The 24,217-nt window shown below is 50.8% G+C and carries 23 protein-coding genes and 1 pseudogene; 12 read left to right on the forward strand and 12 right to left on the reverse strand.

Features of this window, described 5'->3' with window-relative positions:
• Nucleotides 1-45: 45 nt before the first annotated feature.
• The gene (locus JMF85_RS07630; protein WP_155615635.1) at nt 46-1,689 is read left to right on the forward strand and encodes a leucyl aminopeptidase; all 1,644 of its coding nucleotides are present in this window, start codon (nt 46-48) and stop codon (nt 1,687-1,689) included.
• An 85-nt stretch (nt 1,690-1,774) separates the two neighbouring features.
• Here the strand turns inward: JMF85_RS07630 and JMF85_RS07635 are convergent, their stop codons facing one another.
• Nucleotides 1,775-2,350 carry a hypothetical protein gene (locus JMF85_RS07635; protein ID WP_201317997.1) on the reverse strand — a complete coding sequence of 192 codons (576 nt, stop codon included), beginning with the start codon at nt 2,348-2,350 and terminating at the stop codon, nt 1,775-1,777.
• Nucleotides 2,351-2,489: 139 nt separating this feature from the next.
• On the opposite strand from JMF85_RS07635, the gene JMF85_RS07640 reads away from it, so the two are divergent.
• The 6 genes from JMF85_RS07640 to JMF85_RS07665 all read left to right on the forward strand — a co-directional run bounded on the left by JMF85_RS07640 (nt 2,490) and on the right by JMF85_RS07665 (nt 7,860).
• Nucleotides 2,490-3,452 (forward strand): Gfo/Idh/MocA family protein, encoded by a 963-nt coding sequence (locus JMF85_RS07640; RefSeq protein ID WP_127608135.1) that lies wholly within the window; start codon nt 2,490-2,492, stop codon nt 3,450-3,452.
• 86 nt (nt 3,453-3,538) lie between these two features.
• The gene (locus tag JMF85_RS07645; protein WP_054796944.1) at nt 3,539-4,138 is read left to right on the forward strand and encodes a sulfite oxidase-like oxidoreductase; all 600 of its coding nucleotides are present in this window, start codon (nt 3,539-3,541) and stop codon (nt 4,136-4,138) included.
• 96 nt (nt 4,139-4,234) lie between these two features.
• Nucleotides 4,235-4,687: an HlyD family secretion protein gene (locus JMF85_RS07650; RefSeq protein WP_201317998.1), complete on the forward strand. Its 453-nt coding sequence runs from the start codon at nt 4,235-4,237 to the stop codon at nt 4,685-4,687.
• A 798-nt stretch (nt 4,688-5,485) separates the two neighbouring features.
• Nucleotides 5,486-6,571, forward strand: a complete 1,086-nt coding sequence (locus tag JMF85_RS07655; RefSeq protein ID WP_201317999.1) for a flavin-containing monooxygenase — start codon at nt 5,486-5,488, stop codon at nt 6,569-6,571.
• Nucleotides 6,572-6,616: 45 nt separating this feature from the next.
• On the forward strand, nt 6,617-7,402 hold the full coding sequence (locus JMF85_RS07660) for an alpha/beta hydrolase (protein ID WP_201318000.1): 786 nt from the start codon (nt 6,617-6,619) through the stop codon (nt 7,400-7,402).
• Nucleotides 7,378-7,860: a rhodanese-like domain-containing protein gene (locus JMF85_RS07665; protein WP_236595768.1), complete on the forward strand. Its 483-nt coding sequence runs from the start codon at nt 7,378-7,380 to the stop codon at nt 7,858-7,860. The genes JMF85_RS07660 and JMF85_RS07665 overlap by 25 nt, the downstream gene beginning before the upstream one ends.
• Nucleotides 7,861-8,207: 347 nt before the next feature.
• On the opposite strand, the gene JMF85_RS07670 is transcribed toward JMF85_RS07665, so the two are convergent.
• From JMF85_RS07670 to JMF85_RS07705, 8 genes are all read right to left on the reverse strand, one after another.
• Nucleotides 8,208-8,411 (reverse strand): hypothetical protein, encoded by a 204-nt coding sequence (locus JMF85_RS07670; RefSeq protein ID WP_201318011.1) that lies wholly within the window; start codon nt 8,409-8,411, stop codon nt 8,208-8,210.
• A gap of 28 nt (nt 8,412-8,439) precedes the next feature.
• On the reverse strand, nt 8,440-8,889 hold the full coding sequence (locus tag JMF85_RS07675) for a lyase family protein (protein WP_201318001.1): 450 nt from the start codon (nt 8,887-8,889) through the stop codon (nt 8,440-8,442).
• A complete protein-coding gene (locus tag JMF85_RS07680; protein ID WP_201318002.1) occupies nt 8,886-9,785 on the reverse strand; it encodes a lyase family protein in 900 nt (299 codons plus the stop codon). The genes JMF85_RS07675 and JMF85_RS07680 overlap by 4 nt, the downstream gene beginning before the upstream one ends.
• A gap of 91 nt (nt 9,786-9,876) precedes the next feature.
• Nucleotides 9,877-11,424, reverse strand: coding sequence for an extracellular solute-binding protein (locus JMF85_RS07685; protein WP_201318003.1), 1,548 nt, complete (start codon nt 11,422-11,424; stop codon nt 9,877-9,879).
• A gap of 37 nt (nt 11,425-11,461) precedes the next feature.
• Nucleotides 11,462-12,319, reverse strand: coding sequence for a carbohydrate ABC transporter permease (locus JMF85_RS07690; protein WP_054796953.1), 858 nt, complete (start codon nt 12,317-12,319; stop codon nt 11,462-11,464).
• A gap of 14 nt (nt 12,320-12,333) precedes the next feature.
• Nucleotides 12,334-13,239 carry an ABC transporter permease gene (locus JMF85_RS07695; protein WP_236595769.1) on the reverse strand — a complete coding sequence of 302 codons (906 nt, stop codon included), beginning with the start codon at nt 13,237-13,239 and terminating at the stop codon, nt 12,334-12,336.
• 98 nt (nt 13,240-13,337) lie between these two features.
• Nucleotides 13,338-14,405, reverse strand: a complete 1,068-nt coding sequence (locus JMF85_RS07700; RefSeq protein WP_201318004.1) for a response regulator — start codon at nt 14,403-14,405, stop codon at nt 13,338-13,340.
• Nucleotides 14,398-16,230 carry a cache domain-containing sensor histidine kinase gene (locus JMF85_RS07705; RefSeq protein WP_201318005.1) on the reverse strand — a complete coding sequence of 611 codons (1,833 nt, stop codon included), beginning with the start codon at nt 16,228-16,230 and terminating at the stop codon, nt 14,398-14,400. The genes JMF85_RS07700 and JMF85_RS07705 overlap by 8 nt, the downstream gene beginning before the upstream one ends.
• A gap of 419 nt (nt 16,231-16,649) precedes the next feature.
• Between JMF85_RS07705 and JMF85_RS07710 the strand changes: the two genes are divergently transcribed.
• Together JMF85_RS07710 and JMF85_RS07715 are read left to right on the forward strand one after the other, a co-directional pair.
• On the forward strand, nt 16,650-17,156 hold the full coding sequence (locus JMF85_RS07710) for a DsrE family protein (protein ID WP_201318006.1): 507 nt from the start codon (nt 16,650-16,652) through the stop codon (nt 17,154-17,156).
• Between the two features lie 156 nt (nt 17,157-17,312).
• Nucleotides 17,313-18,524, forward strand: a complete 1,212-nt coding sequence (locus JMF85_RS07715; RefSeq protein ID WP_127608129.1) for an MFS transporter — start codon at nt 17,313-17,315, stop codon at nt 18,522-18,524.
• A gap of 103 nt (nt 18,525-18,627) precedes the next feature.
• On the opposite strand, the gene JMF85_RS07720 is transcribed toward JMF85_RS07715, so the two are convergent.
• The gene (locus tag JMF85_RS07720) at nt 18,628-19,923 is read right to left on the reverse strand and encodes a dicarboxylate/amino acid:cation symporter (protein WP_127608128.1); all 1,296 of its coding nucleotides are present in this window, start codon (nt 19,921-19,923) and stop codon (nt 18,628-18,630) included.
• 114 nt (nt 19,924-20,037) lie between these two features.
• Entirely contained in the window at nt 20,038-21,066 is a 1,029-nt protein-coding gene (locus tag JMF85_RS07725; protein WP_201318010.1) for a DctP family TRAP transporter solute-binding subunit, read from the reverse strand.
• Between the two features lie 85 nt (nt 21,067-21,151).
• On the opposite strand from JMF85_RS07725, the gene JMF85_RS07730 reads away from it, so the two are divergent.
• The 3 genes and pseudogenes from JMF85_RS07730 to JMF85_RS07740 all read left to right on the forward strand — a co-directional run.
• Nucleotides 21,152-22,753, forward strand: coding sequence for an ATP-binding protein (locus JMF85_RS07730; protein WP_201318007.1), 1,602 nt, complete (start codon nt 21,152-21,154; stop codon nt 22,751-22,753).
• Nucleotides 22,746-23,501 (forward strand): response regulator, encoded by a 756-nt coding sequence (locus tag JMF85_RS07735; RefSeq protein ID WP_127608145.1) that lies wholly within the window; start codon nt 22,746-22,748, stop codon nt 23,499-23,501. Before JMF85_RS07730 ends, JMF85_RS07735 begins: the two co-directional genes overlap by 8 nt.
• Before the next feature lie 39 nt (nt 23,502-23,540).
• Nucleotides 23,541-23,690, forward strand: a pseudogene (locus JMF85_RS07740) (Dabb family protein); the annotation flags it as partial.
• Between the two features lie 88 nt (nt 23,691-23,778).
• Here JMF85_RS07740 and JMF85_RS27970 read toward each other — a convergent pair.
• On the reverse strand, nt 23,779-24,195 hold the full coding sequence (locus JMF85_RS27970) for a sensor histidine kinase (protein ID WP_236595772.1): 417 nt from the start codon (nt 24,193-24,195) through the stop codon (nt 23,779-23,781).
• Nucleotides 24,196-24,217 lie beyond the last annotated feature (22 nt).

The following is a 24,217-nucleotide window of genomic DNA, read 5'->3' on the forward strand; positions in this document are numbered from 1 at the left end:
AAGTCGTGCGACCTACATAACGGTCGGAGGAAGGTGTGAGCGGATATGGATGCGTTCGAGCGCTATGTGACGCAGGAGTTACGACTGCGTATCGTATTAGCCGATGCAGGTGTAGAAGCAAGTGCGGGAGCGGATGGAAGTGTGGCGGCAGACGGGACAAGCGAAAGCGAGGGAATCCCGGCAGGAGCAGCGGCAAGCGCCGGCACGGATGCGCTCGTGCTGTTCGTCACCCGCGAGGCTTTGGCCGCGGGGACGTGGGCGGCGGAGGCCGGCATGGCCGTGCCGGCCGCGCTGGTGCAAGCGGTCCGCGCCTCGCAGGAGCGCGGACGATTCTCGGCCGGCCTCGGGGAGACCGAGGCCTTGCCGACGCTAGGCCTGATGCGCGGCTATCAGGCCCTGCTGCTCTGCGGGCTTGGCGAAGCCGCCCGCGTGAGCACCGACGCCTGGCGCGACGCTGGCGTCTATGCGGCCCGCGCCGCGCTCGGCCAAAGGCTCGAGCGCCTCGCGGCGCCGCTGCCGCGCGCCGATACGCGCGCGGGGCTGTGCGAGCGCGTGCAGGCGCTCGCGGAAGGGCTCTGGCTCGGCGGCTACCGCATGCCGAGCTATAGCGCGGCGGCGGCCGCGGAAGCGCCGCCGCTGCAAAGCGTGGCGCTGCTGCCCGCAGGCAGCGCCGAGCCTTCCGCGCGCGCCGAGCTTGCGCGCGCCATCGAAGCCGCGCGTGCGACCGCGCTGGCGGTGTACACGGCGCGCGACCTGACGAACCTGCCCGGGAACTACCTCGGGCCGGAGGAGCTCGCGCGCGCAGCTCAAAGCTTGGCCGCCCGCTACGGCCTCGAATGTACCGTGCTCGACGAGCGGGGCATTCGCGAGCACGGGATGGGCGGGCTCGCAGCGGTCGGCCAAGGCAGCGTCAACCCGCCGCGCATGATCGCGGTCCGCTACCGCGGAGCCTCGTCGCCGGAGGCGGGCGTGCTGGGCCTCGTCGGGAAAGGCATCACCTTCGATACCGGCGGAATCTCGCTCAAGAAGCCCGACGGGATGGAAGAAATGATCAGCGACATGGGCGGGGCCGCCGTCCTGCTGGGGCTGATCCATGTGCTGGGGCGGTTGAAACCGCCGATGGATGTCGTCATGGTCATTCCGACCGCCGAGAACATGCCGTCCGGAGCGGCTTTCAAGCCGGGCGACATCGTGAAGCTGATGGACGGACAAACGGTGGAAGTATTGAATACGGACGCGGAAGGACGGATCGTGCTGGCGGACGGCGTGTTGTATGCGAAAAAGCTGGGCGCTACGCGCCTGATCGATGTGGCTACCTTGACCGGGGCCGTGTTGGTCAGCTTCGCGGATGTCGCGACGGGCGCGGTGACGAATGATGACGCCCTGCTTCAAGAGGTGCTCGCGAACGCGCAGGAAGCGGGCGAGAAAATATGGCCGCTGCCGAACTATCCGGAGTACCGGGACATGCTCAAGAGCCGCGTAGCCGACATCAAGAACGCCACCGGCCGCGACCGCTGGGCGGGCTGTATTACGGCGGGTTTGTTCATCGGGCATTTCGCCGGGGAAACCCCCTGGGTTCACCTCGATACGGGAGGCACGGCCTGGCTGTGGAGCGAGCGGGGCACCGAGCCGGCAGGAGGCACCGGGGCGACGGTACGCACACTGGCCAGGCTGCTGGGCAAGTCGTAACGAAAGTTCATCCGGTTCCGCCCAACGAAAAAAGCAGATGATTCGCCCGGTTGGTTACCCGAAGGCGGTCATCTGCTTTCATGTATTAAGCCTGCATCTGCTTGCTGCCAGATGTCACGGGAACGGCATTTGTCATTTGCCGGACGGCCATCTCCTCGAGATCGCCCAAACGAATCGTCAGTCGCGTCACTTCGTCGGTCGTGACGGATAGTCCTGCGGTCCGTTCGGCAAGCTGCTTGAGGTCGATGCCGATCCATCCCGGCTTGCTCGGGTGCGCCGACAAGTCATAAGACAGTACCGGAAGTCCGGCGTCTGCAGCTTTACCGGGTTTCATGTTCGTTTCGGGAGCTTCCTCCCGCTTGAGGCTGTCCAAGTGAAAATAAAGCTTGCCGGCCTTCCGCCACCGGACGAAACCGGGGTCGAACGAGATCGTTACCTTGCCGTTCACGCCTCCCGAATGGATGCGAAGGCTGACCCGCTTGCGATGCTTGGGACGAATATATTGATGCCGTTCGATATCGGGCAGCCAGATGACGATCAGGATCGGCAAGGCGCTGGCGGCATACAAGTAAACCGTTGATTCGTAATAGATGGCCAAACCGAGCAGTACCGCGAACGCGACGAGCGAGGCGGCGAAAAGCCAGGTTTTCATTTTATGCATAGTGAAATCCCCCAGAAGTAAGGTACGGATCAGGCGAAAGCGGTGGGATCGCCAACCTTTATATTACCATAACGCTTGGTCCCTTGAAAGTCGCTTGGTGCTGGAGGTTTTATCAAATTTTGGTGAAGGAGGGGTTCGGATGAAACCAAGGATCGGCATCGTCGGTCTGGGCGATATCGCCCAAAAGGTATACATGCCGCTGCTTTCGGCAAACGATAATGTCGATATCGTCGGCTTGTCAAGCCGCAATCCGGCCACAGTCGAACGGATCGGCGCGCAGTATCGGATACCGGGGCGTTTTGCCTCGGTCGAGCATTTGCTGAAGGAAGCCAAGCCGGATATCGTGTTCGTGCACAGTCCGACGGAAACGCATGAGGATATCGTCATGTCTTGTCTGCAAGCGGGCGCGCACGTCTACGTGGATAAGCCGTTATCCTATGATTTGCAGGCCTCGCAGCGGATGGCAGACTACGCCCTCGATCATAACTTGCTGCTGGCCGTCGGCTTTAATCGCCGGTTTGCTCCACTCTATACGGAGGCCAGGCGTTGGCTGGCGCAAACTGGCGGCTTTGACGCAGTTACCGTCTCGAAACACCGCACCAAGCTGCAAAATCAATGCGCCCGGCATACGCTTTACGACGATCTGATCCATATGCTCGATCTGCTGTTGTGGCTAGGCGGGGACGCTTTCAAGGTCGGATCGTACTTGGAGCGTACGGATGCCGAAGGCAGGCTGGTGCTCGGCTCGGGCACGCTGCTGTTCGGACAAGGGAATGCGGACTCGGCAGGCAGCGCCGATGGGGCGATCGCCCATTTCGGGATGGCGCGGCTGGCGGGAGCCGACCTAGAGAAGCTGGAGCTGCATGGCGGCGGACGTTCCGCCGAGGTCCTGAACATGGAGAGAGCGGTTTGGATGGAGCGAGGCGAAGCCCCCCGCGAGCAAACGTTCGGCAGCTGGGACACCATTTTATACCGAAGAGGGTTTGCCGGCGTCGTCCAGCATGTGCTTGCTTCGCTTGCCGATCCCGGCAGCTGCACGGTTCGGGCCGACCGGGTTCTTCCGGCGCACCGGCTCGTTGAGGCGCTTCATCCTGGCGCTTAATGGACCGCATGGTCAAACTTGCCTGATACGGTTATACTATATGTAATATGTAATACTCCCCAATGTTAAGGAGGTTGATCATTAACATGGCAAACGAAACCAAATTCACAAATGACAATATCGCCGACCGCGTTCCCCCGGGCCAAACGCTAACCGACGGCTTTCCCGTTCTGCACTACGGCAGCGTTCCGTATTACAATGATATGAGCAAATGGGATTTGCGCCTATTCGGACTGGTGGAAGAGGAAGTTACTTTAAGCTATAAACAATTTCTGGCGCTGCCGATGCGCGAGTTCCATAATGACATTCACTGCGTAACGACGTGGTCGAAGCTCGACAACGTCTGGGAAGGCGTCTCGGTCGCGACAATCATGGAACTGGTTAAGCTGAAGCCGGAAGCGAAATACGTGATGCTGCACGCCGAGCACGGCTGGACGACGAATTTGCCGCTGGACGATTTCTTGCGCGACACGACGTTCCTTGGCATCCGCCACAACGGCCAGCTGCTGACGCCCGAGCATGGGGCTCCCGTGCGCGCGGTCGTTCCGCATCTTTACTTCTGGAAGAGCGCGAAGTGGCTGCGCGGCATCGAATTTATGGAGAAAGACAAGCCGGGCTTCTGGGAACGGAACGGGTATCACATGTATGGCGATCCCTTCAAGGAGCAACGCTACGATTTCGATTAAAGGTATACTTAGAAGAAACTCACTCGGTTACACAGAACTGAGCGTTTTTTGATTAAGGGATTTAAGTAAAGGAATAGTTGGGGACGTACAGGGGACGTGAATAAATCACGTCCCCATATGTATGTACTACTGGAACAAGCTTATCAAGTAAAGATCGCATCCAACAATTTGGACGAGACGTTGTGGCAGCAAGAGCACACGGTAACCTCTAACGTCTACGGTGACCGATATTTATCAACTAATGCAGCCATCGCAGCTACACAAAACCGGAAGACACAGCTTGAGCTAACCAAGAAAATTGAAGCGACGTACTCGGAAGCGAATCAAGCATTACAGGCCTACACCGAGGAGGCGCGAAACGTAGAGGATTTGCGGGTCGATCTTCGTAGAATGGAAATTCGTTACAAGGTAGGCGCGGTTTCCAAGCATGAGGTGAACGCTTTCGGTTTGAAGCTGAAGCAAGCCGAGGCGGAGAGAGACATCGCTGCATTGAAATTTTATGCGATGCAGGAAAAGGCTGAGGCGATGAAGAAAGGCTTTATTTCTTAATTCCGCATCATGACCATTCTTATAGGTACCAGGGCCACTTTATGAGGCTTTCTTACATTCCAACGGGTACTTTAACTAATGCTCGGAGATCCGTTTAAAGAACAAAGGTATGATTTTGACTAAAAAGAAGACCGGCCAGGATATTGAATCCCAATCGGTCACCTATTAAAATCCAGTTCGGATAAAACCGAAGTGGGCGCACTCGACCTGTAAAGGTTCAGAATTGCTGCGAGCTGAATAGTACTTTGGGACAAAAAAAAGGAACGCACCTTAGGCAAGTGGTATTATCCCCTTACGGTAGACAGTGAAAAAAGAGTTCATGTTATGATGGACTCAACACGGTTGACCGGGGGGATTTTTTATGGCAAAAAAGGGAACGGTTCCAGAAAAAATTAGGCGACCGCTCCCCAGTTGAATTCCGGGAGGCAATCGCCGCTTAATTACCTCTTTTTTTAATTGTCTACTTGACGGGGATAAGACCAAAGTGCGAACCTTTTTTTGTTGCTCTATTAGCCCTCCACGTGAAGCATTGCCACCGAGCTCCAAGAAAAGGGCCCATTCAACCGGCATAAGGCCAGAAATTTTTTGTAACATACATACGACATGATGTTGGATGCGGCAAGCCGGATGGTAGAATGGCTCACCGCGCTGGAGCTCTGGGGACTTGAGGGCTTAGAAAGATGCGCGCAGTCCGCAAATATTTGCGGGGATGCATGCATCGTTTGCGCGTTCACCTGTCTCTTCCTTGTTTATGATGGTAACAAAGGGATTGGTGATATCCATGGGAGGTATCTTAGAATGATAGAAAAAGATGTAATTATTATCGGTGGCGGTCAGGCAGGGTTATCCATGGGATATTATTTACAAAAAAATCAGTGTGATTTTGTCATTCTCGATGCAAAAGCACGTTCCGGCGACAGTTGGAGAAATCGCTATGATTCTTTGTTTTTATTCACACCGCGAATGTATAACAGCTTACCTGGTTTAGCCTTTCCGGGCCGACCGGATGGTCTTCCTACTAAAGATGAGGCTGCGGACTATTTGGAACTTTACGCCCAGCATTATTCTCTTCCCATTGTGTTCAATACTACCGTTACCTTATTGAAGAAAATACAAAATGGCTTTTACCTCCGGAGCAGTCAAGGAGACGAATTTGCAGCTAATCAAGTGGTTATTGCTACAGGTCCTTTTCAAAAGCCTTTTATACCTACGTTTTCTCAAGGCTTTAATAAACATATATACCAGGTGCATTCTTCTATTTACCGTAACCCTACCGAATTACGTTCGGGTTCTGTGTTGGTCATAGGGGCTGGAAATTCCGGAGCACAAATTGCTGTTGAGCTAGCTAAGCAGCATGAAGTAACCATATCTATAGGCCATAAAATGAGTTTCAAGCCACTTTACCTCTTACGTAAAAGTATTTTTTGGTATTTTAACCAAATTGGTTTGCTGGGAGCGGATATTCATACGAAAAGGGCATCCTGGCTTAAGAAAAAGCCGGAACAAATTTATGGTTTGGAGTTAAAGAATCTCCTGAGTGCTAAAACCGTTGCGATGAAGCCTCGAGCCGTTAGTGCAGAAGGGGAAACAATACGATTCGAAGACGGTTCTTCCATTCAAGCTAATAACGTGATCTGGGCGACAGGTTTTCGGCCCGATTATAGTTGGGTTGACGTTGATGGCCTTTTAGATTCGAACGGATTTCCACAGCATGAAAGAGGTGTCAGTCCTATAGATGGATTATACTTTTTGGGGCTGCCATGGCAATCTCGTCGGGGGTCGGCACTGATGGGCTGGGTTGGCCAAGATGCTGAGTATCTTATGGGTGATATGATAAAAAACCAAAGATCTGCAATAAAGTTTGTTGGAATCCTGAACACATAACGTACGTTGTCTGTGAAAAATACAAAGACAGCTGGAGGTACATGTATGGCAAAAATCGATACCGTGACATTACACCCATCAAATCATAGTCGCCCCAATCCTATACTATTTGTCCATGGCGCTTTCCATGGCGCTTGGGCGTGGGAAGAATACTTTCTGCCCTATTTCGCTGACAAAGGGTACGAGGTTCACGCACTCAACTGGAGAGGGCATGGAAAAAGCGCCGGGCGAGAACGACTGCGGTGGAATCGGATTACCGATTATGTTGAAGATGTTACTGAGGTAGCGTCTTCCCTGAAACAGCCGCCGATCATTGTGGGTCATTCGATGGGCGGGTACGTCGTTCAAAAGTATTTAGAGCATCATCATGCTCCATGTGGTATTCTGCTAGCTTCAGCACCACCTGGAGGCACGAAGAAAACTACGGTAAAGACCTCTCTCCAGAATCCAGGCAAGCTGCTGAAAACATTAATTACCGGACGAGTAAATCTTTACAACAATGAAGCTGGAGCGGTCCAAGCATTTTTCTCGGCCAGTATGCCGCCGGAACAGCTCAAGCGATACGTCAGCAATTTGCAGGACGAGTCGCTCCGGGCCTTTTTGGAGATGGCTCGAATGCCGGTGCAGACACAGAAAATCAAGACTCCCATGCTGGTTCTCGGTGCAGCGAACGACTTCTTCATTGATGCTGATGAGATGCAGGAAACGGCGCACGCTTATGGCACAAAGCCGGAAATTTTCGCTAATATGGCGCACGATATGATGTTGGAGGCTGATTGGAAACTTGTGGCAAATCGGATGGTAGAATGGCTGACAGTGCAAAAGCTCTAACGACTTCAAAGCTTAAAACATGTAGACACGGCATACAGTTAATCGTGAAAGGGATGAACAAATTGTTTAGTTTAGTTTGGGTGCTATGTATCACAGCAGTAGCTATAATAGGTTTTTTTATGTATACGCGTTTAGTGCCGCTGAAAGGTTTGAGAAACTATAATGCAAATGATTTTGAGAAAGAGATTGAACGCAGCTCTAATCATGTGCTTATAGACGTTAGAGAAAAAACAGAATATAGTAAAGGCTTTATTCCTGGGGCTGTAAATATCCCTTTGTCGGAATTAAAACGACGCCTAGACGAAGTTCCAAAGAACAGAGAGATTTTGTTGTATTGCCGCGGGGGGATGCGGAGCAAGCAGGCGGCATTCATTTTAAAGAAAAACGGTTATTCGAAGATATCACAATTACAAGGCGGTATACTTTCGTGGAAAGGAAGCATACAGCAATTGTCTTAACAATACTCTCTCCGAGGGTACGAAGTGCCTGACAACACAGGAAACATGGGAACGAGCGACGTCACGCTGTACGCGAAGTGGACGGCGAGGATCAAAAGATTATCAAATCATGACTCTGTAAAAAATTACAAAAAGATCGCCAAGCCTGAAGCCCGAAGTTTTCAGTGCTTGCGATCTTTTGTTTTTTTGTTCGTTTTTGTTCGGTCACCAAATATGGTGTTTTAATATAGGTATCTCTATCAAACCTATCCGGATGCACAGAAAGGCTGCAAGATTCATGGAATATATACAACCGGGAAGCAGGCAATATGCAAGCGCCATAATCGCGCTCTTTTTAGGCAGTTTTGTCACATTTGCGGAGCTCTACAGCACACAACCCCTGATTCCGGTGCTGACGAAGGAATTTGGGGTATCGCCGGCCACCGCGAGCAGCGGATCACATCGATCGAAGTAATATCTCCACCCATTCTGCTGATGACGGCAGCTGTATCTCCGAAGCTTATTTTCTCGTGATCGAGCTCGATCCGCATAATGACACTAGTTTTTGCCACACGTATTCAAAGCCTTCCTTTCCGGTGATCAATGGGTTCGCTGAAGGTTAACAACGGCATAAGCACGAGCGGCGGTCTCCTTAGCAAGCTGCGCACTTAGACCTGTATGTGTCGCAGGATTGAGAATCTTCTTGATTACATCGGGCGGAACGTGTCCAGTAACCCGGGAATCTTTGGACAGCACGTCATAGAATGTGATGGCCGCACCGCTTGTCGCCACATGATGAGCCGCCTCATGAACGACTTCATGGGCGACTTGACGTCCGATCGTATCGGCCAGAGTCATCATCACCGCTTCAGCATTAATGAGACCGCCGGACAGCTCCAAGTTCCGTTTCATATGCTCAGGGTAAATCTCAAGTCCAACAAGCACGCTATATATAGCCTTGAGAATATCGCCAGCCAGTACCGCGCTTAGTTCCACCGCATTTTGCATAATGGCAAACCGGGCACCGTCCACTTCATGCGAATGGATCATAGCTTCCAAGGCGACGGGTACCATGGATCGAATCTGAGCCGATTTAGTGACGACCTCCATACATTTCTTTGCATTTTTTTTTGCGGCATCGTCGAACTGCCGACGTCTCCTTCCGGAAGCCGTTCGCTAACTTCTCCAAACTCCGTCGCCATCAAGCGAGACACTTCTTCGGCAATCGCGGTCAAGGTAGCGGCGATCATACCAAGAAGCAGTACAAACTCAGCAAAGGGATCCGCAATGTTGCGGGCAGGCACCGGCATCGGATTAAGGTTCAACCGCCGCGCTACGCCTGCCTGTACGGCCGGTCCCATATCCCCCAAGCTGGCAAATGTGCCGGCAGCGCCACCGGTCATGGATATAAATAGGCGCGGCCCCAGCTGTTCCATCCGTTCCAAATGCCGCAGCATCACATCGGTCCAAGAAGCCGTTTTGAATCCGAACGTAATCGGTACCGCCTGCTGCCAATGAGTACGTCCCGCCATGAGCGTATCAGCGGTCTTCTCGCCTAACACAGCCAAAGCTTCAATGACATCGCACATTTGATTCTTTAATACGGCCACAGCGGAACGGTATCCGAGAACATCGCCGGTCTGCTCAATGTTTTGGGAGGTAGCGCCCCAATGCACAAACCCTCCTTCTGGCTCCCCGACAACGCGGGACAGCTCGGAGACAATCGGCATCATAAAGTGACCCGTTTTGGCTTGATCGGCTTCTAGTCGTTCTATATCCATTAATTCTACTTTGGCAGCTTCCGCTATTTTGTCAGCGGCCGATTGGGGAATGATTCCAAGCTCAGCTTGCGCCAATGCCAATGCAGCTTCCACGTCCAAATATCGTTGAAGACGCGATCGAAGGGAGAATATGTTTTGCATTAAGTTGTCGCGGTTAGGTTCCATCGTACAATTCCTCCAATTTGGTTGAATCAACAGTCTCTTTAGCTTAGTAATAAGACAAGAGGGATAATGGATATCCCCCTTGTCGGAAAAGTTATTTAGATTCGGCTCCCTTGTTCTTCAAGTACCACTCGGTAGCCTCTTGAATGACCTTGTCTCCGCCGCGCTTTTTCCAATCCTCAACGAACTTGTCGAAGCTATCGAGCGGATCGCGACCGGTTACGATTTTGGCCGCGGTCTCCATCCATAGACCAGTAAACTGAAGTTCAGGCTTGGATGCGAGTGTCGGCGGAATCGGCATATCCAGGCCGTCATTTACCCGGCCTTCGGCTGCTGCGATTTTCATGGCGGCTGGAACGTATTGCCCGTTCTCGCGGTTCTTCATGAACTCCTGGTCGTGGATATTGCTCGGCCCAATCCATCGCAGCCATTGAAGATGCATCTGTTCCCTGTCCGATTCGGCTTTCGTGGTGATCGGCTTAGGCATTTTCTTGCCATTCTCTACCGTATAATCTTCGCCCTCAAGCCCGTAATTCAAGAATGCTTGGGCTTCATCGGATAAGAACCATTCCAGGAACTTCAACACTTGCTCCGGATGTTTATTCGTCTTCGGGATCACCCAGGTGGACAGAGGATCCACTACCGATCCGATCAAGTTGCCGCCTTTTCCATCCGGTCCGGTAGGAGCAGGAATGTTGATGAACTCAACAGGAGGAGTCAGCCTCTTGTAACCCGTAGCTGTCTTGTCCGGATACTCGGTAGCGTGAATCCACATGCCGACCCGCTGAGTATTCTCGATCTTAGCTACCCAATCCGTAGATGTATTGACAAAGACCTCATTATCGATCAGTTTTTCTTGATACATTTGCTGATGCAGCTTCAATGCGTCCTTCATCTCCGGACGAATAAAGTTAGGAACGAGCTGATTATTAACAAACTTCCATCCTTCCGGGCTAACGTCGTAAGCACCAAAGAATACATATCCGAAATCAAAATTTTTCCGCCCAATAAAAGGAATTTCATCTGCTTTTCCATTCCCGTTCGGATCCTTGTCTCTAAATGCACGGAGCACATTCAAGTACTCGTCTACGGTTTTCGGAACCTGCAGTCCGAGCTTATCCATCCAATCTTTACGGATATAGACAATTCGGTTGTTTGGTACCGGTGCCTCGCGTGGAATTGCATATATTTTTCCGTCTTTACTCACGAGCGACGAATTCCACAGGTCTTTATTAATTTTCGTCTTCAATCCAGGCGCGTGCTTATCGATCAAATCATTAAGCTCATAGAAAACGCCGTTATTGATAGCCGCCGAGATCTCGGGGGAGGTAATCCCGTTCACGGCCTGAATGGCATCCGGCAAATCGCCTGACGCAAACATCAGATTAAGCTTTTTGGAATAGTCGGCTTGGTTTATTGCTTCGATCCGAAAATCAGTTTTCGACAGCTCGCGCAGTTTCTTCACATATTTGTCTTCGTTAAGGTTCGGAGAAGACGTCACATACGGCATATTCCGATCCCCGATGGCAAGTTTGATAGTCGGTAGTGCAGCGGGACTTGTATCTGTCTTGTCGGCACATGCGGCGAGCAAGCTTCCGGTTAAAGAAAGACAAGTCAAAGCTGTAATCGATTTCCTATTCATCGAATAAAATCCCCCTATAGTTTTTGAGATTAGGTAACTATCCTTTCACCGATCCGATCATGGCGCCCTTTACAAAATGCTTTTGTATAAATGGGTAGATCAGCATGATAGGTATGGTTGCTACGATAATCGTAGCCATCTTAATGCCTTCCGCCGATGATAAAGAAGTAAGGATATCGCTGGCATTATCCTGAGTAACCAATTGTCTTACTTTCACTTGAAGCGGAAACAAGCCAGGATCGCGCAAGTACATCATCGCCGCATAATAACCGTTCCAGTTGGAGACGGCATAGAACAATCCGATCGTTGTCATAACAGGCATGGACAGGGGCAATACGATGCTCCAGAACGTACGGTATTCATTGCAGCCGTCGATCTTTGCCGCCTCCGTCAACCCGTCCGGAATATTTTGAAAGAACGAAATCATAATTAATAGATTAAAACCGCTGATTAGCGATGGAATCATGACGGCCCACAGCGTGTTCAGCATTCCTAAAGACTTAACGAGCAAATACGAAGGAATAATCGGAGCCGTAAAAATCATCGTGAACAAGACAATAAGGAGAATCGTCGATCTTCCCTTTAGCTCGCGTCGGGCTAACCCATACGCCATTAAGGATGTAAATATCAGGTTAAGCGCAGTGCCCAAGACCGTAATATAGACCGTAATGCCGAATGATTTCCAGAAGCCTAAGTTCTTGATAACAGCCCGGTAGTTCTCGAGCGTAAAGTCAACAGGGAGGAGCGTGACTTCCCCTTGCAAAATCGCATTCCCGCCGCTGAACGACCCTGCTGCAATATTAAGGAAAGGCAGCAGCACCATCAGGGAAACAAGTGAAAGAAATATATAATTGCACGCTTCAAACCATTTCAGAGATGGATTGACTTTTCTCACACACACCCATCCTCCTAGTAAATTGAATCTCCAGTTGTTTTCTTGCTTATTGTGTTTGCTCCTAATATGAGAACAAGACCCACGATGGATTTGAACAATCCGATTGCGGTCGTATAGCTGTATTGTCCGTTGAGCAAACCCACATCATAAATGTAAGTATCCAGAATATCGCCTGTTTCGCGTACAAGAGGGTTCAGCAATACATAAATTTGCTCGAAGCCAAGATCGAGGATATGACCTATCTTGAGCAGCAGCAGCACCATGATTGTCGGTAACAATGACGGTATGGTGACACTGAACACTTGCCTCAGCTTCCCTGCGCCATCGACCTCTGCTGCTTCGTATAATTCAGGGTTGATCCCTGTCAACGCAGCCAAGTAAATGATCGTACCCCAGCCGACTTCTTTCCAAATTCCCGAGACCACTACAATACTGCGAAAATACTCCGGCTTTTGCATAAAAAACACGCTTTCCAGCCCGAACATATTGAGAATTTGATTGACTAGACCTGTTTCCGGCGACAGCAAGGTCATCATCATACCGCCTAAAATAACCCAGGACAAAAAATGAGGTACGTATAATACGGTCTGCATGACCCGCTTGATTGCGACCTTACGAATCTCATTCAATAAAAGCGCAAGAATGAGCGGCGCCGGGAATCCAAATACGATCTGATACAAGCTGATAAGCAGCGTATTGCGCAGCACCCGGTAAAACTCGGGGTAGCTAAACAGGCGTACAAAATGCTCTAATCCGACAAAATCACTACCACTAATTCCTTTGAAAGGCGTGTAATTCTGGAATGCGATAATACTGCCGGCTAAAGGGATGTACTTGAAGATGACAAAAAACAATAAGCCGGGTATGATCATGGAGTAAATTTGCCAATTTTTCATAAAATAATTAGACCCTTTAACCATCTTTTCGGCCTCCTTCCTCTGATGTGCTCTCATTGTAAACGCCATCAGGAGAAAGGTACATGTGCTTAGCGAGGTCCAGGTTGTCATTTTTTCGCCTATTATTCCAGATTAGGCTCGTTTAGCCGCGCACGATAGTCCTTAGGGGAATAACCGTAAACCTTTTTGAACGTTTTTGTAAAATGAGCGTAATCCGCATATCCGCACTGGAACGCCACTTCGTACATTTTGCAGGAAGGGTCTGACAGAAGTGATTTTGCCTGCTCCATCCGGAGTCTAGTCACATAATGGGTGAAGTTCATTCCTATTGCTTGCTTGATGCATTCGCTTGTATAAGAGACGGACAAATGAAGCTCATCGGCAACGGATTGCAGCGTCAAATTCTCATTATAGATATGTTGTTGAATATAGGCCAAAGCCTTCTTCATCGTCAGAGCGATGCCGTGACTTCTGAAATCCGCCATCCGCAGCATCCAATTGCTAATCTGCTTACGGACTTGTCCCCGAAGCATCTCCATGGAGTCTTCCTCAGAGAAGGAACAGGACGCCGGCGCGACATCCTTAAGATCAGGAGCGATTAAGATCAGCTCTTTATTGGCAAATGCAAGCAAATCGGCATAAAAGGATTTGTACATATGCAAATCCTCGCCATAACAGTCGTTTAAATAGCTGCTAACCTCGTCTAGAAGGGTAAGGATCGCCACTCCATCCATGTCTCTCAGCAGCAGAGACAAACGCTCCCCCTGCTGTCTGCAATACCAAAGAGATTCCTGGCGCTGCTCCTGTATGTGCTTTTGGCGGCTTAGCTTAAGCGCGATTTGTTCCAGCATGAGCTTCAGCTGCTCCGGTACAATCGGCTTGAGCAAATAATCCTTGACTCCATAACGTATAGCTCTCTGGGCATACTCGAATTCTCCATACCCGGTTAAAATGATGACATCGGTCTGATGACCCGCATCGCGCAGCGCCGCTATTAAATTCAGTCCGTCCATAACCGGCATGCGGATATCGGTAATGAGCAAATCCACGGAGTTCTCCTTCATATATTCCAGCGCATCGCGGCCATTGGAGGAAGCCTCCATCACTTCAAATAAGCCGGTCCTCTCCACAATCATCTTCAAGCTCTTCTTTATCAAGGTCTCATCATCTGCAACAATCGCTTTAAGCATCCCAATTCCCTCCATCTATGATCGGCAAATGAATTTCCAGCGATGTTCCCTTATCCGTCGAGTTCAAGATCGTAAGTCCGTAAGGCGCCCCAAAGCTCAATCGCAGCCTTTGGTGAACGTTCCATAACCCGATGTGTCCCCATCGTTTCTCTTCGTTCCAGTCATTTCCCGGCAATTGGGATTCGGCATCTTCTTCCGACCGGAAAGCTTGGTTCAGCTTGTCCATAACTGCGGAATCCATGCCTCCCCCTTTGTCCATGATGACAAGACGGTAGCCTATCAACGTTCTTTCGCCCGCTAGAGCAATAAACTCGGGATAAAGCTCATGCTTTTCGTACGCGTGGCGAAACACATTTTCAACTAAAGGCTGAAGAATAAGGCGCAGCGCCTGGACCTGAGGCAGATCGCTCCATGAGAATTGCATGTCGACGATCAAATGCTCGAACCGCTCTTTTTGGATGTCCAAATAGGTTTGCACATTCTGCATCTCATCGTGTAGCGATATTTTCGCATCTCCGCTTGTAATGCTATAACGGAATAAAGAAGCAAGCGAAATGGCCATGCGGCTGATCGGCATGACGTTCTCCAAGATCGCGTAAGAATTGATGACCTCCAGTGTGTTGTATAGAAAATGAGGATTAATTTGCGCCTGCATCGATTTCAGCATCGTCTCCCGTTGTTTGATCGTGAGCTCTTTCTCCCGCAGCTCGGAAGCATGGATCTCATCGATCGATCTTTGCAGCTTTTCAACCATCTGATTAAAGCTTTCATACAGCTCGCCCAGCTCATCGTGATTTCCCGGCGGCACATGCGCGCGAACGGACATATCTCCGCTTCCGGTCCGTTTCATCAGTCTTTTCAGGTTGGAAACCGAATTTGTCAGATTAAGTGCGAAGCCTCCTATAAAAAACAACGAAACGAGGGTAACCGCGATCAAGATGATGACTGTCAGATTACGCAGGGCAAACAAGTCGCCGGTCAGCTCTTGAAGAGGAACCTCGGATACTAGAGTCCAATCCGTCAACGGGGAATGCTCGAAGACGATCAGCTTTTGCCCCCCCGAATCGTTTACAATGAGCGATCCTTGTTCCTTCTTCCGTACATTCTCGTCATACCATTCCGGCACCGCCTTGCCGATCTGGTTATGAGCCGGGTGAAGCACGACTTCTCCCTCTTTGTTTGCAATCCACGTAATACCGGTTTCACTTAAGCCGAGCTTATTAATAAACGCTGATATTTCGTTAAGACGAAGGTCGATCAGCATCAAGCCTTTTATTTCGTATGTATGGGCATCCGTAAATCTTCTGCTGATCGACATAATAGGCATCCCATTCTCCCAATGGATGCGGTTAAACTTAATGTTCTGCTGCCCTGTCGGCTCAAGCTGGCTCATATCGCGGTTTCCGAACCCTTCCAGGGTATCGGCTATATTAGAAACGATCATCCCTTTATCAGATATTATCGATAAACCGTACACTTCTTTCTTCCCGTATAAGACTTGATTAATGATTTGGTTCTGGATTTGCTGTGTTAGGGAAAGCCGCTCGTAAACATCGTTTGTCGTAATTTTCATGAAATCTTGAATAAGCGGATGGGCGATTAACGGGAAGGTCGTTCGTTCCAACTCGCCGAAATAATAATTTAAGTAGCCGTTCGCTTGCTGGATCGATTTCCTCGCGGAAGCAATCGCATTCTCTTCGATCAACTGAGTTGAACGGTGATACCAAATGTAACCAAATAGCATAAAGGGAAGAAGAAAGAAAATGAAAAATAATAAGACAAGCTTGACTCTTATCGTTTTGACTCTGAATTTGAATAAATGCATGGTAGACCTCCCGAACCTTTAAATAGACTCTCGGCATTCGCCGAGCCTTGCGGTGCAAGGTTTTTCCTCACCCCGCAAGACCTCGTTCCTCCCACTTTTCGTGGGGGGATTATTTATATTCACCTCATCTGAATTGGAAAAAAGATAAGGGATTTAAGAGCATCGGCGTAAGCGGGGGACGCTGTGGAGCAAGAGGTGTGCCCTCGGTACCGGACAAGACAAGGTCTAAGAAATAAGCGAAAATAATCTTTACCCCAAAAATCAGCGAAAAACGTAGGATTTCAGGCGTAAAAGTAGGCCGGGTCCGAAAATCCACCCCAGCCCCTCGATGCGGTAATAAATAGTAAACAGGCGAGCCTGTCCATGGTAAAATTGTAATTGTCGAGAAAACAATTTTCCAATGAGAGGGATCGCCAGAAATGGCAATTATACCACAACTGAAACTATTTAAGTGGACGGAGATTCAAACGCCCGGAGACTTGGAACGTCTGAGTCTGGTACTTGAATATATGCCGGTCGAGGAACTCATGAAGGCGCTGGGAAGAGAGGAGCGCCTAAGGGAGGAACTACCGATGAAAAAAATCGCGATTATTGTACATGCTTCAGAAGCTGAATTGGGACGGGCGCTGCACTCGCTTTTATACGCAAAGGAATTGCATGAAGCGGGGCATGAGGTGAAGGTATTTTTTGATGGTGCCGGTACGGTATGGGTTAAAAAGTTTGAGGATCCTGCCAGTGACTTCAACCCGCTGTACAAAGCTGTTAAAAACCTTGGCCTCATCGCAGGGGTGTGCGAATATTGTGCTCATGCATTCGGTGTCAAAGATGAAGTGCGAGCGTCGGGTTTGACCACAATAGGGGAACGGGACGGACATCTAAGTGTTGCGCAGTTCATTGCTGATGATTATCAAATCATGACTCTGTAAAAAATTACAAAAAGATCGCCAAGCCTGAAGCCCGAAGTTTTCAGTGCTTGCGATCTTTTGTTTTTTTGTTCGTTTTTGTTCGGTCACCAAATATGGTATTTTAATATAGGTATCTCTATCAAACCTATCCGGATGCACAGAAAGGCTGCAAGATTCATGGAATATATACAACCGGGAAGCAGGCAATATGCAAGCGCCATAATCGCGCTCTTTTTAGGCAGTTTTGTCACATTTGCGGAGCTCTACAGCACACAACCCCTGATTCCGGTGCTGACGAAGGAATTTGGGGTATCGCCGGCCACCGCGAGCTTGACGCTGTCGGTTAGCACCGGATTTCTCGCATTTTTTCTGTTTATCGTCTCCCTTTTCTCCGACCGGCTGAAGCGGAAAAGAACGATGACCTTCGCTTTGCTGCTGTCAGGGCTGCTTTCGGTCGGGGCGGCTTTGTGCCATCGGCTCGAGCCGCTGCTGGTGATTCGTGCTCTGCAAGGTATCGTATTGGCTGGCTTTCCATCCATAGCAATGGCCTATATCAGTGAGGAATTTCATTCAAGCCGCTTGGGGACCGTCATCGGTATTTATATAAGCGGGACGAGTGTAGGCGGCATGGCGGGCCGTTTGGTTGTCGGGGCTTTGTCCGATTATTTCACTTGGCATGTTGCGATCGGGATGCTTGGGGTCATCAGCTTGACGTTCGGAGGTTTATTCTGGATTCTGTTGCCCGAGTCCAAATACCAAACCTCGAACGTGAAGTCACGGCGGAGCATCCATGTATTCCGGCTGCTGAAGGATCGAAGGCTGCTCGCTCTGTACGCGATCAGTTTCCTGCTGATGGGTGCTTTTGTTTCCCTGTTTAACTTTATCAGCTTTCCCTTGCTGGCTCCTCCTTATGAATTAAGCCAGACGTTAGTAAGCTCCATATTTGTTGTCTATTTGATGGGTACGTTAAGCTCGGCCTGGATGGGCAAGCTTACCGACCGCATGCCTCATTCCAAGGTGATCGCGATAGCCATTGCCCTCATGCTGACCGGGGCGTGTGTGACGATAAGCATGCCGCTGTTGCTTAAAATCATAGGGGTTTCCCTATTCACCTTTGGATTTTTCGGCGCCCATTCTGTAGCGAGCGGCTGGGTCGGAAAGCTGGCCGCGCCAGATCAGAAGGCTCAGGCCTCGTCGATATACCTGCTGTTTTATTATGCAGGCTCCAGTATGATGAGTCCGATAGGCGGATTGGTATGGAGTCGATTCGGGTGGTCGGGGCTGGTCGGTTATACCGGATTATTACTGCTTATTGCCGGTACTTTGAGCGTAGTCGTGTCTCGCAGCCATAGGGCTGCCGCAAGGCAGCCAAAAGCCGAATTGGGGTAGCTCCGATTCCGGCAGCCGCGGATAAGCTGCTTTATTCACTGATTACGCCAAAGGAGCTAATCCTATGGATTAGCTCCTTTGGCGTAAAAATTTTGTATAAGGCTTAGACCGGTTTGGCTACACTGTTCTTGATGGAATTTGTTCCTTCCGCCGCTTGTTCGGCCGATTCGGGATGTCCGCCCGGGTGGAATTCGTTTTCCGATTTGGCGACGATGACGGTTGCTACGCCGTTGCCGATCAGATTCGTAATGGCGCGCGCTTCCGACATGAACCGGTCGACGCCGAGGAGCAATGCCATACCCGCCAGAGGGATGGAAGGAAAGGCGGCCAAGGTGGCAGCCAGCGTGATGAATCCCGAACCCGTAACGCCTGCAGCGCCTTTAGAGGTCACCATCAGGATGCCAAGCAGGGTAAGCTGCTGCCAGATGGTCATCTCCACACCGGAAGCCTGGGCGACAAACATGGCTGCCATAGACAGGTAGATGGCGGTGCCATCCAGATTGAACGAGTAGCCGGTTGGAACGACAAGTCCGACTACCGATTTGGAACAGCCGTATTTCTCGAGCTTATCCATCATGCGCGGCAGCGCCGACTCGGAAGAAGAGGTGCCGAGCACCAGCATGATTTCTTCTTTAATGAAGGCGATAAATTTGAAAATGCTGAAGCCGTATGCTCTGGCGATCAAGCCGAGAACGACGATAATGAACAAGGCCATCGTGATATAAACCGAACCCATCAGCTTTCCAAGAGACGTAAGAGATCCAATCCCGAACTTGCCGATCGTGTACGACATGGCGCCGAAGGCGGCAATCGGGGACACCTTCATGACCATGTTCACGACACCGAAGAAGGCTTGTGAAAGCTTATCGAACAATTGAATGATCGGCTGGGCTTTCTCGCCCATAGCCGTCATAGACAGACCGAACAGGATCGCAAAGAACAGGATCGGCAGCAGATCCCCGCCGGCCATGGCGGCGACGACATTATCAGGCACGACGCCAACAAGAAAGTCGACAATGCCGTGATTGGCTTCCGCCGCTTTGGCATACTTGGAGATGTCGCCGGTTGCCTTGGATGCATCGATCCCGGCCCCCGGTTTGATCAGGTTGACGACGACAAGACCGATCCCAAGCGCGATCGTCGTTACGATTTCGAAATATAAAAGCGCTTTCCCGCCGATGCGACCGACTTTCTTCATATCCCCCATGTTTGCGATCCCGTGCACAACGGTGAAAAATACAATGGGAGCAATAACCATTTTAATCATTTTGATAAAGACATCGCCGAGGACTTTCAATTTTTCGCCCGTAGCGGGGAAGAAATGTCCAAGGAGAATACCGAGTATGATGGCAATGACGACTTGAACGGTCAAGTTCTTCAAATTGATCCGAAACTTCATGGGACACAGCCTCACTTTCATTTTCTGAAAACGTTTTATTTCGTGTCCCAAGTGTATAAAAGAAGACGGATCAAAACAAGAATACGGTCATATTGTTTGTTTAGTTCGTTTTGGTCATGGAATTTCTTTCATCAAATCGCTCCCGATGATGTCGGCGAACTCTTGGTACAAGGGCTCGAATCGCTGTCTCCAAAGCGCTTTATCCGCATCTGAAAGGGTCGTCATCTCGATCGACTGATTTTGAGCCAGCGTTTGCAGCCGGTTCTCGTGTGACAAGGCTTCACGGTTATTCCAATCCGAGGTTTCCGCTAACGCTTCCTTAAGAAGCTGCTGTACATCGGGAGGGAGATCCTCCCAGAACCGTTTGTTGAAGGTGACGATATAGCCAAGATAACTGTGGTTGCTGATGGTAATAAAGCGTTGAACCTGGTACAGCCGCTTGCTGAGAATATTGGAAATGGTGTTCTCCTGTCCATCGACCTTGCCGTTCTTCAGACTGCGGTAGATTTCATTAAAAGGGGTGCTGATCGTCGATGCGCCCAGCGCTTCAAACTGCCGCTTTAACACCGGGCTGGGCTGAATTCGGAATTTCAAGCCCTGAAAGTCTTCAGGCGTCCGCAGCTGGCGGACGTTGTTGGTGACTTGCCGGAAGCCGTTATGCCAGAAGGCCGCTCCTTTCATGCCGTGTGGCTCCAGCGTCGCGAGCAGCCTTTCGCCCAGTACCCCTTGCAGGGCGCGCTCCACTTCCTGTTGATTCCGAAAAGCGAACGGCAGATCCATCACCAGCCATGCGGGATCAATCACGTTCATATTGGAGAACGACGGAGCGATCATTTGAACGTCGTCATGCTGAAGGGCGGTGATTTCGTTGTCTTCCGCATACAGCATCCCGTTCGGAAACACCTGAACTTCGACCCGGTCTTGCGACTTCTCTTTGACAAGCTCGGCAAAATGCGCCGCGGCGAGCCCTTTGGGCGTATTCTCGGCGACGACATGGCTGAATTTGATCACGATTCGGTCTTTAAGACCGGTGTGCTCGTCATCGTACGGCAGCTCGCCTCCGATATCGGGTTGAAACCCGATCAGATAGGCGGCAAGCAAGCCAAGCACAAGAAAAATGCCGATTCCCGCAACAGTTTTTATGGGGGCTCACCTCCTGGTTGCTATTTCAGCCCTATTATTTCACAATGAAATAGAAAAATAAACCGTGCGAAAGGACGGGGAACTCTTGCATCGGCTTCGCATCTATTGGAAAATCATGCTGCTCTCGTTCGGGCTGGTCCTATTCTCCCTTCTGATCGGCGGAATCGTTCTGATCGGAAGCCTCACCCGGCTCAAGGAGGATGAACTGAAACACCGACTGACGATTACGGCTCAAACGGTCGCTAACCTGCCGAACGTCGTGGACAGCATTGGCCGTCCCGATGCTGCGATCCATATTGCGCCAGTAGCGGACAAGATCCGGATATTGAATAATGTGGCCTATATAAGCGTCGTTGACATGAACCGGAAGCGGCTGTCCCATCCGTTATCGAGTCGCATCGGCGGAATATTCGCCGCAGAAGAGGACGATCCCGCATTCGCCGAGCACACCTATGTCTCCAAAGTGCGAAGCGAAGCGGGCGTCGGTCTTCGAGCGTTCGTGCCGGTCATGAATGCCGCGCACGAGCAGGTAGGGGTTGTTGTTGCGGGAGGCTTGCTGCCGGGCGTGGATGAGCTGATCGGCGAAGAGAAGCGTTCGGTCGTCGTTACCTCGCTGCTGTCGCTGCTGTTCGGTATTTTTGGCTCTGTACTGCTGGCCCGCCATATCAAGCGGCAGATGTTCAATCTGGAGCCGCAGGAAATCGCCAGTATGTTTCGGGAACGTACGGCGGCGTTCCAGGCGATGCACGAGGGGGTTATTGCCATCGACCGCGGCGGAGCCATCACGATTTTCAATGAGCGCGCCAAACAAATTTTCGGTATAAGCGACGATGTGACCGGGAGGCCGATCGGCGATGTCATTCCGGAAACGCGGCTGATGGAGGTGCTCGATTCGGGTCAGCCGGAACTGGGCAGAGAGCTGAAATTCGGAGCGGCCATCCTGTGGAGCAACCAGATTCCGATCCGCGAGCAGGGTCATACGGTCGGGGCCATCGGAATCTTTCAGGATCGGACCGAAGTGACGAGGATGGCCGAAGAACTGACAGGCGTCCGTGAGTTTGTTCATGCTCTGCGCGCGCAAAATCATGAGTATATGAACAAAATACACACGGCGGCGGGACTGATTCAGCTCGGCAAGCAGGAGGAGGCGCTCAACTACTTGTTCGAAATCGCCGAGCAGCAGGAGGAGATCACCCGGTTTCTGCAGCAGCACTTCGACGATGACGGCGTGGCTGGACTGCTGCTGGGCAAAATCAGCCGCGGCAAGGAGCTGGGCATCGAGATCAGGATCGATCCGAACAGCAGGCTGGAGCGCTTTCCAAAATTGCTGGACCGTCATGATTTCGTACTGCTGCTCGGCAACCTGATCGAAAATGCCTTCGATGCGCTTGTCGCTTTGGACGCTGAACATAAAGAAGTGTACATCAGCATCGAGCAAAATGATGAACTGCTGTCCATAGCTGTCGAGGACAACGGATGCGGCATGTCGAAAGAAACGATGGACCGCATGCTGGAACGCGGTTTTTCCACCAAGGAGGGGGAGAACCGCGGTATGGGCCTGTATTTGTTGAACGATATTGTAACGAAAGGGAACGGCAAGTTAACATGTGAATCGGCGGTCGGTTTGGGCACATCGATGGAAATTATTTTTCCGATGAAAGGTGGGGCAAGTGTCCGTGATGAGTAACACAGAGAAACCGCATTTTCGGGTGCTGCTGATTGAAGACGATCCTATGGTGCAGGAAGTGAACCGCCAGTTTGTAGAGCAGGTGGACGGGTTCCAGGTTGTAGGTACAGCAGCCAACGGTCTGGAAGGTCTTAAGCTGATCGAGCAGCTTAAGCCGGATCTAGTCTTTCTTGACATCTTCATGCCGTCGCTTGACGGGATCGCCACCCTGCAGCGCCTCCGTTCCAGCATGCTGCCTGTCGATGTGATCGTCGTGACGGCTGCGAAGGATACGGAGACGGTGCGTACTATGATGCGCAATGGCGCGTTCGATTATATCATTAAACCTTTCAAGATGGAGCGGGTTCGGCAAACGCTGGAACGATACCGTGCACAGCAAATGGCGCTTAGACCGGGGGAATCGGTAACGCAGGATCAGTTGGATGACCTTCTGATCAGCGGTGAAACCGCGAATGAAGCGGGGACGAAGGAAGCTCCGGTTGATGATGTGCAAGTCCCGTCCGACGATCTGCCTAAAGGGCTTAATGCTGCGACGCTTAAGCAGGTGCTCAGCGTGATGAAGCTTCAGGGCGGCCGACTGTCTGCGGAGGAAACCGCGGCAGGAGTAGGCATCTCCCGGGTAACCGCCAGACGGTATTTGGAATTTCTGGAGAAACGCGGGATCGTGCGTCTTGAGGTGCATTATGGCGGCTTAGGCCGTCCCGTCAATCGATACGAATTGCAGCGCGATCCCAACAACCCCAAGTAATTGTCTTGGTAGGATGAATTTAATGGTAGTTCAGACCGAAATCAAGGGTACCAGGTTGTGCTGAAAGTTGGTTTCGAGGATCGGGCGGCTCTTGACGCGTATAAAGCCAATACGGAGCATCATGCCTGCTCGGCCTTTATTCGGAGCGTAGGAAGACTTGATGGCATTGTGATTGATATTGAAATCTAGCGGCTTCACGATGGATCCCCCGGGCGAGACTTTGAGTCTGGCCTTTTGTTGTTCCCGGTCCATGCTCCTGTCGGTCAGGAGCTTTTTCTTATTTGGGGCCGTACAAGGGGAGAGAGATGGTAAACTTTGTATCTCCTTGCGTCTTGCTGGACACGCTTACTAAGCCGCCTATGGCATGAATCACCTGGTAGGAAAAGGTAAGTCCCAGCCCGGTTCCGCTTGATTTTGTTGAGAAATAAATCGTGCCAAGCCGCTTCATTTGATCCTCGCTCATCCCGATCCCATTGTCTTTGATCGAAAGCTTGGCGTAATGTTCTTCCGCATGGAGAGTCAGGATGACTTGTCCGTTCGTCACTTCGGAACATGCCTCGACGGCATTTTTAATAAAGTTAACAAGCACTTGTTTCATCTCATCCGGATTTGCCAAGATCAGCAGGGGGGTTTCAAGCCGATGTACGTCCAATTGCACATTATACATATTGGCATAGGGAGTCATGACCTCCATGATAATTTGCACCTGCTCTGAA

The organism is Paenibacillus sp. EPM92 (genome assembly GCF_016586185.1).
Lineage (GTDB): Bacteria > Bacillota > Bacilli > Paenibacillales > NBRC-103111 > Paenibacillus_G > Paenibacillus_G validus.

Coding starts and splice junctions, on each gene's coding strand:
- JMF85_RS07660 (WP_201318000.1), top strand. CDS start 6,617: ATGGCAAAAATCGATACCGTGACATTACACCCATCAAATCATAGTCGC.
- JMF85_RS07630 (WP_155615635.1), top strand. CDS start 46: ATGGATGCGTTCGAGCGCTATGTGACGCAGGAGTTACGACTGCGTATC.
- JMF85_RS07665 (WP_236595768.1), top strand. CDS start 7,378: ATGGCTGACAGTGCAAAAGCTCTAACGACTTCAAAGCTTAAAACATGT.
- JMF85_RS07680 (WP_201318002.1), bottom strand. CDS start 9,785: ATGGAACCTAACCGCGACAACTTAATGCAAAACATATTCTCCCTTCGA.
- JMF85_RS07685 (WP_201318003.1), bottom strand. CDS start 11,424: ATGAATAGGAAATCGATTACAGCTTTGACTTGTCTTTCTTTAACCGGA.
- JMF85_RS07655 (WP_201317999.1), top strand. CDS start 5,486: ATGATAGAAAAAGATGTAATTATTATCGGTGGCGGTCAGGCAGGGTTA.
- JMF85_RS07695 (WP_236595769.1), bottom strand. CDS start 13,239: ATGGTTAAAGGGTCTAATTATTTTATGAAAAATTGGCAAATTTACTCC.
- JMF85_RS07705 (WP_201318005.1), bottom strand. CDS start 16,230: ATGCATTTATTCAAATTCAGAGTCAAAACGATAAGAGTCAAGCTTGTC.
- JMF85_RS07635 (WP_201317997.1), bottom strand. CDS start 2,350: ATGCATAAAATGAAAACCTGGCTTTTCGCCGCCTCGCTCGTCGCGTTC.
- JMF85_RS07700 (WP_201318004.1), bottom strand. CDS start 14,405: ATGCTTAAAGCGATTGTTGCAGATGATGAGACCTTGATAAAGAAGAGC.
- JMF85_RS07640 (WP_127608135.1), top strand. CDS start 2,490: ATGAAACCAAGGATCGGCATCGTCGGTCTGGGCGATATCGCCCAAAAG.
- JMF85_RS07675 (WP_201318001.1), bottom strand. CDS start 8,889: ATGATCCATTCGCATGAAGTGGACGGTGCCCGGTTTGCCATTATGCAA.
- JMF85_RS07710 (WP_201318006.1), top strand. CDS start 16,650: ATGGCAATTATACCACAACTGAAACTATTTAAGTGGACGGAGATTCAA.
- JMF85_RS07715 (WP_127608129.1), top strand. CDS start 17,313: ATGGAATATATACAACCGGGAAGCAGGCAATATGCAAGCGCCATAATC.
- JMF85_RS07720 (WP_127608128.1), bottom strand. CDS start 19,923: ATGAAGTTTCGGATCAATTTGAAGAACTTGACCGTTCAAGTCGTCATT.
- JMF85_RS07735 (WP_127608145.1), top strand. CDS start 22,746: ATGAGTAACACAGAGAAACCGCATTTTCGGGTGCTGCTGATTGAAGAC.
- JMF85_RS27970 (WP_236595772.1), bottom strand. CDS start 24,195: ATGGAGGTCATGACTCCCTATGCCAATATGTATAATGTGCAATTGGAC.
- JMF85_RS07645 (WP_054796944.1), top strand. CDS start 3,539: ATGGCAAACGAAACCAAATTCACAAATGACAATATCGCCGACCGCGTT.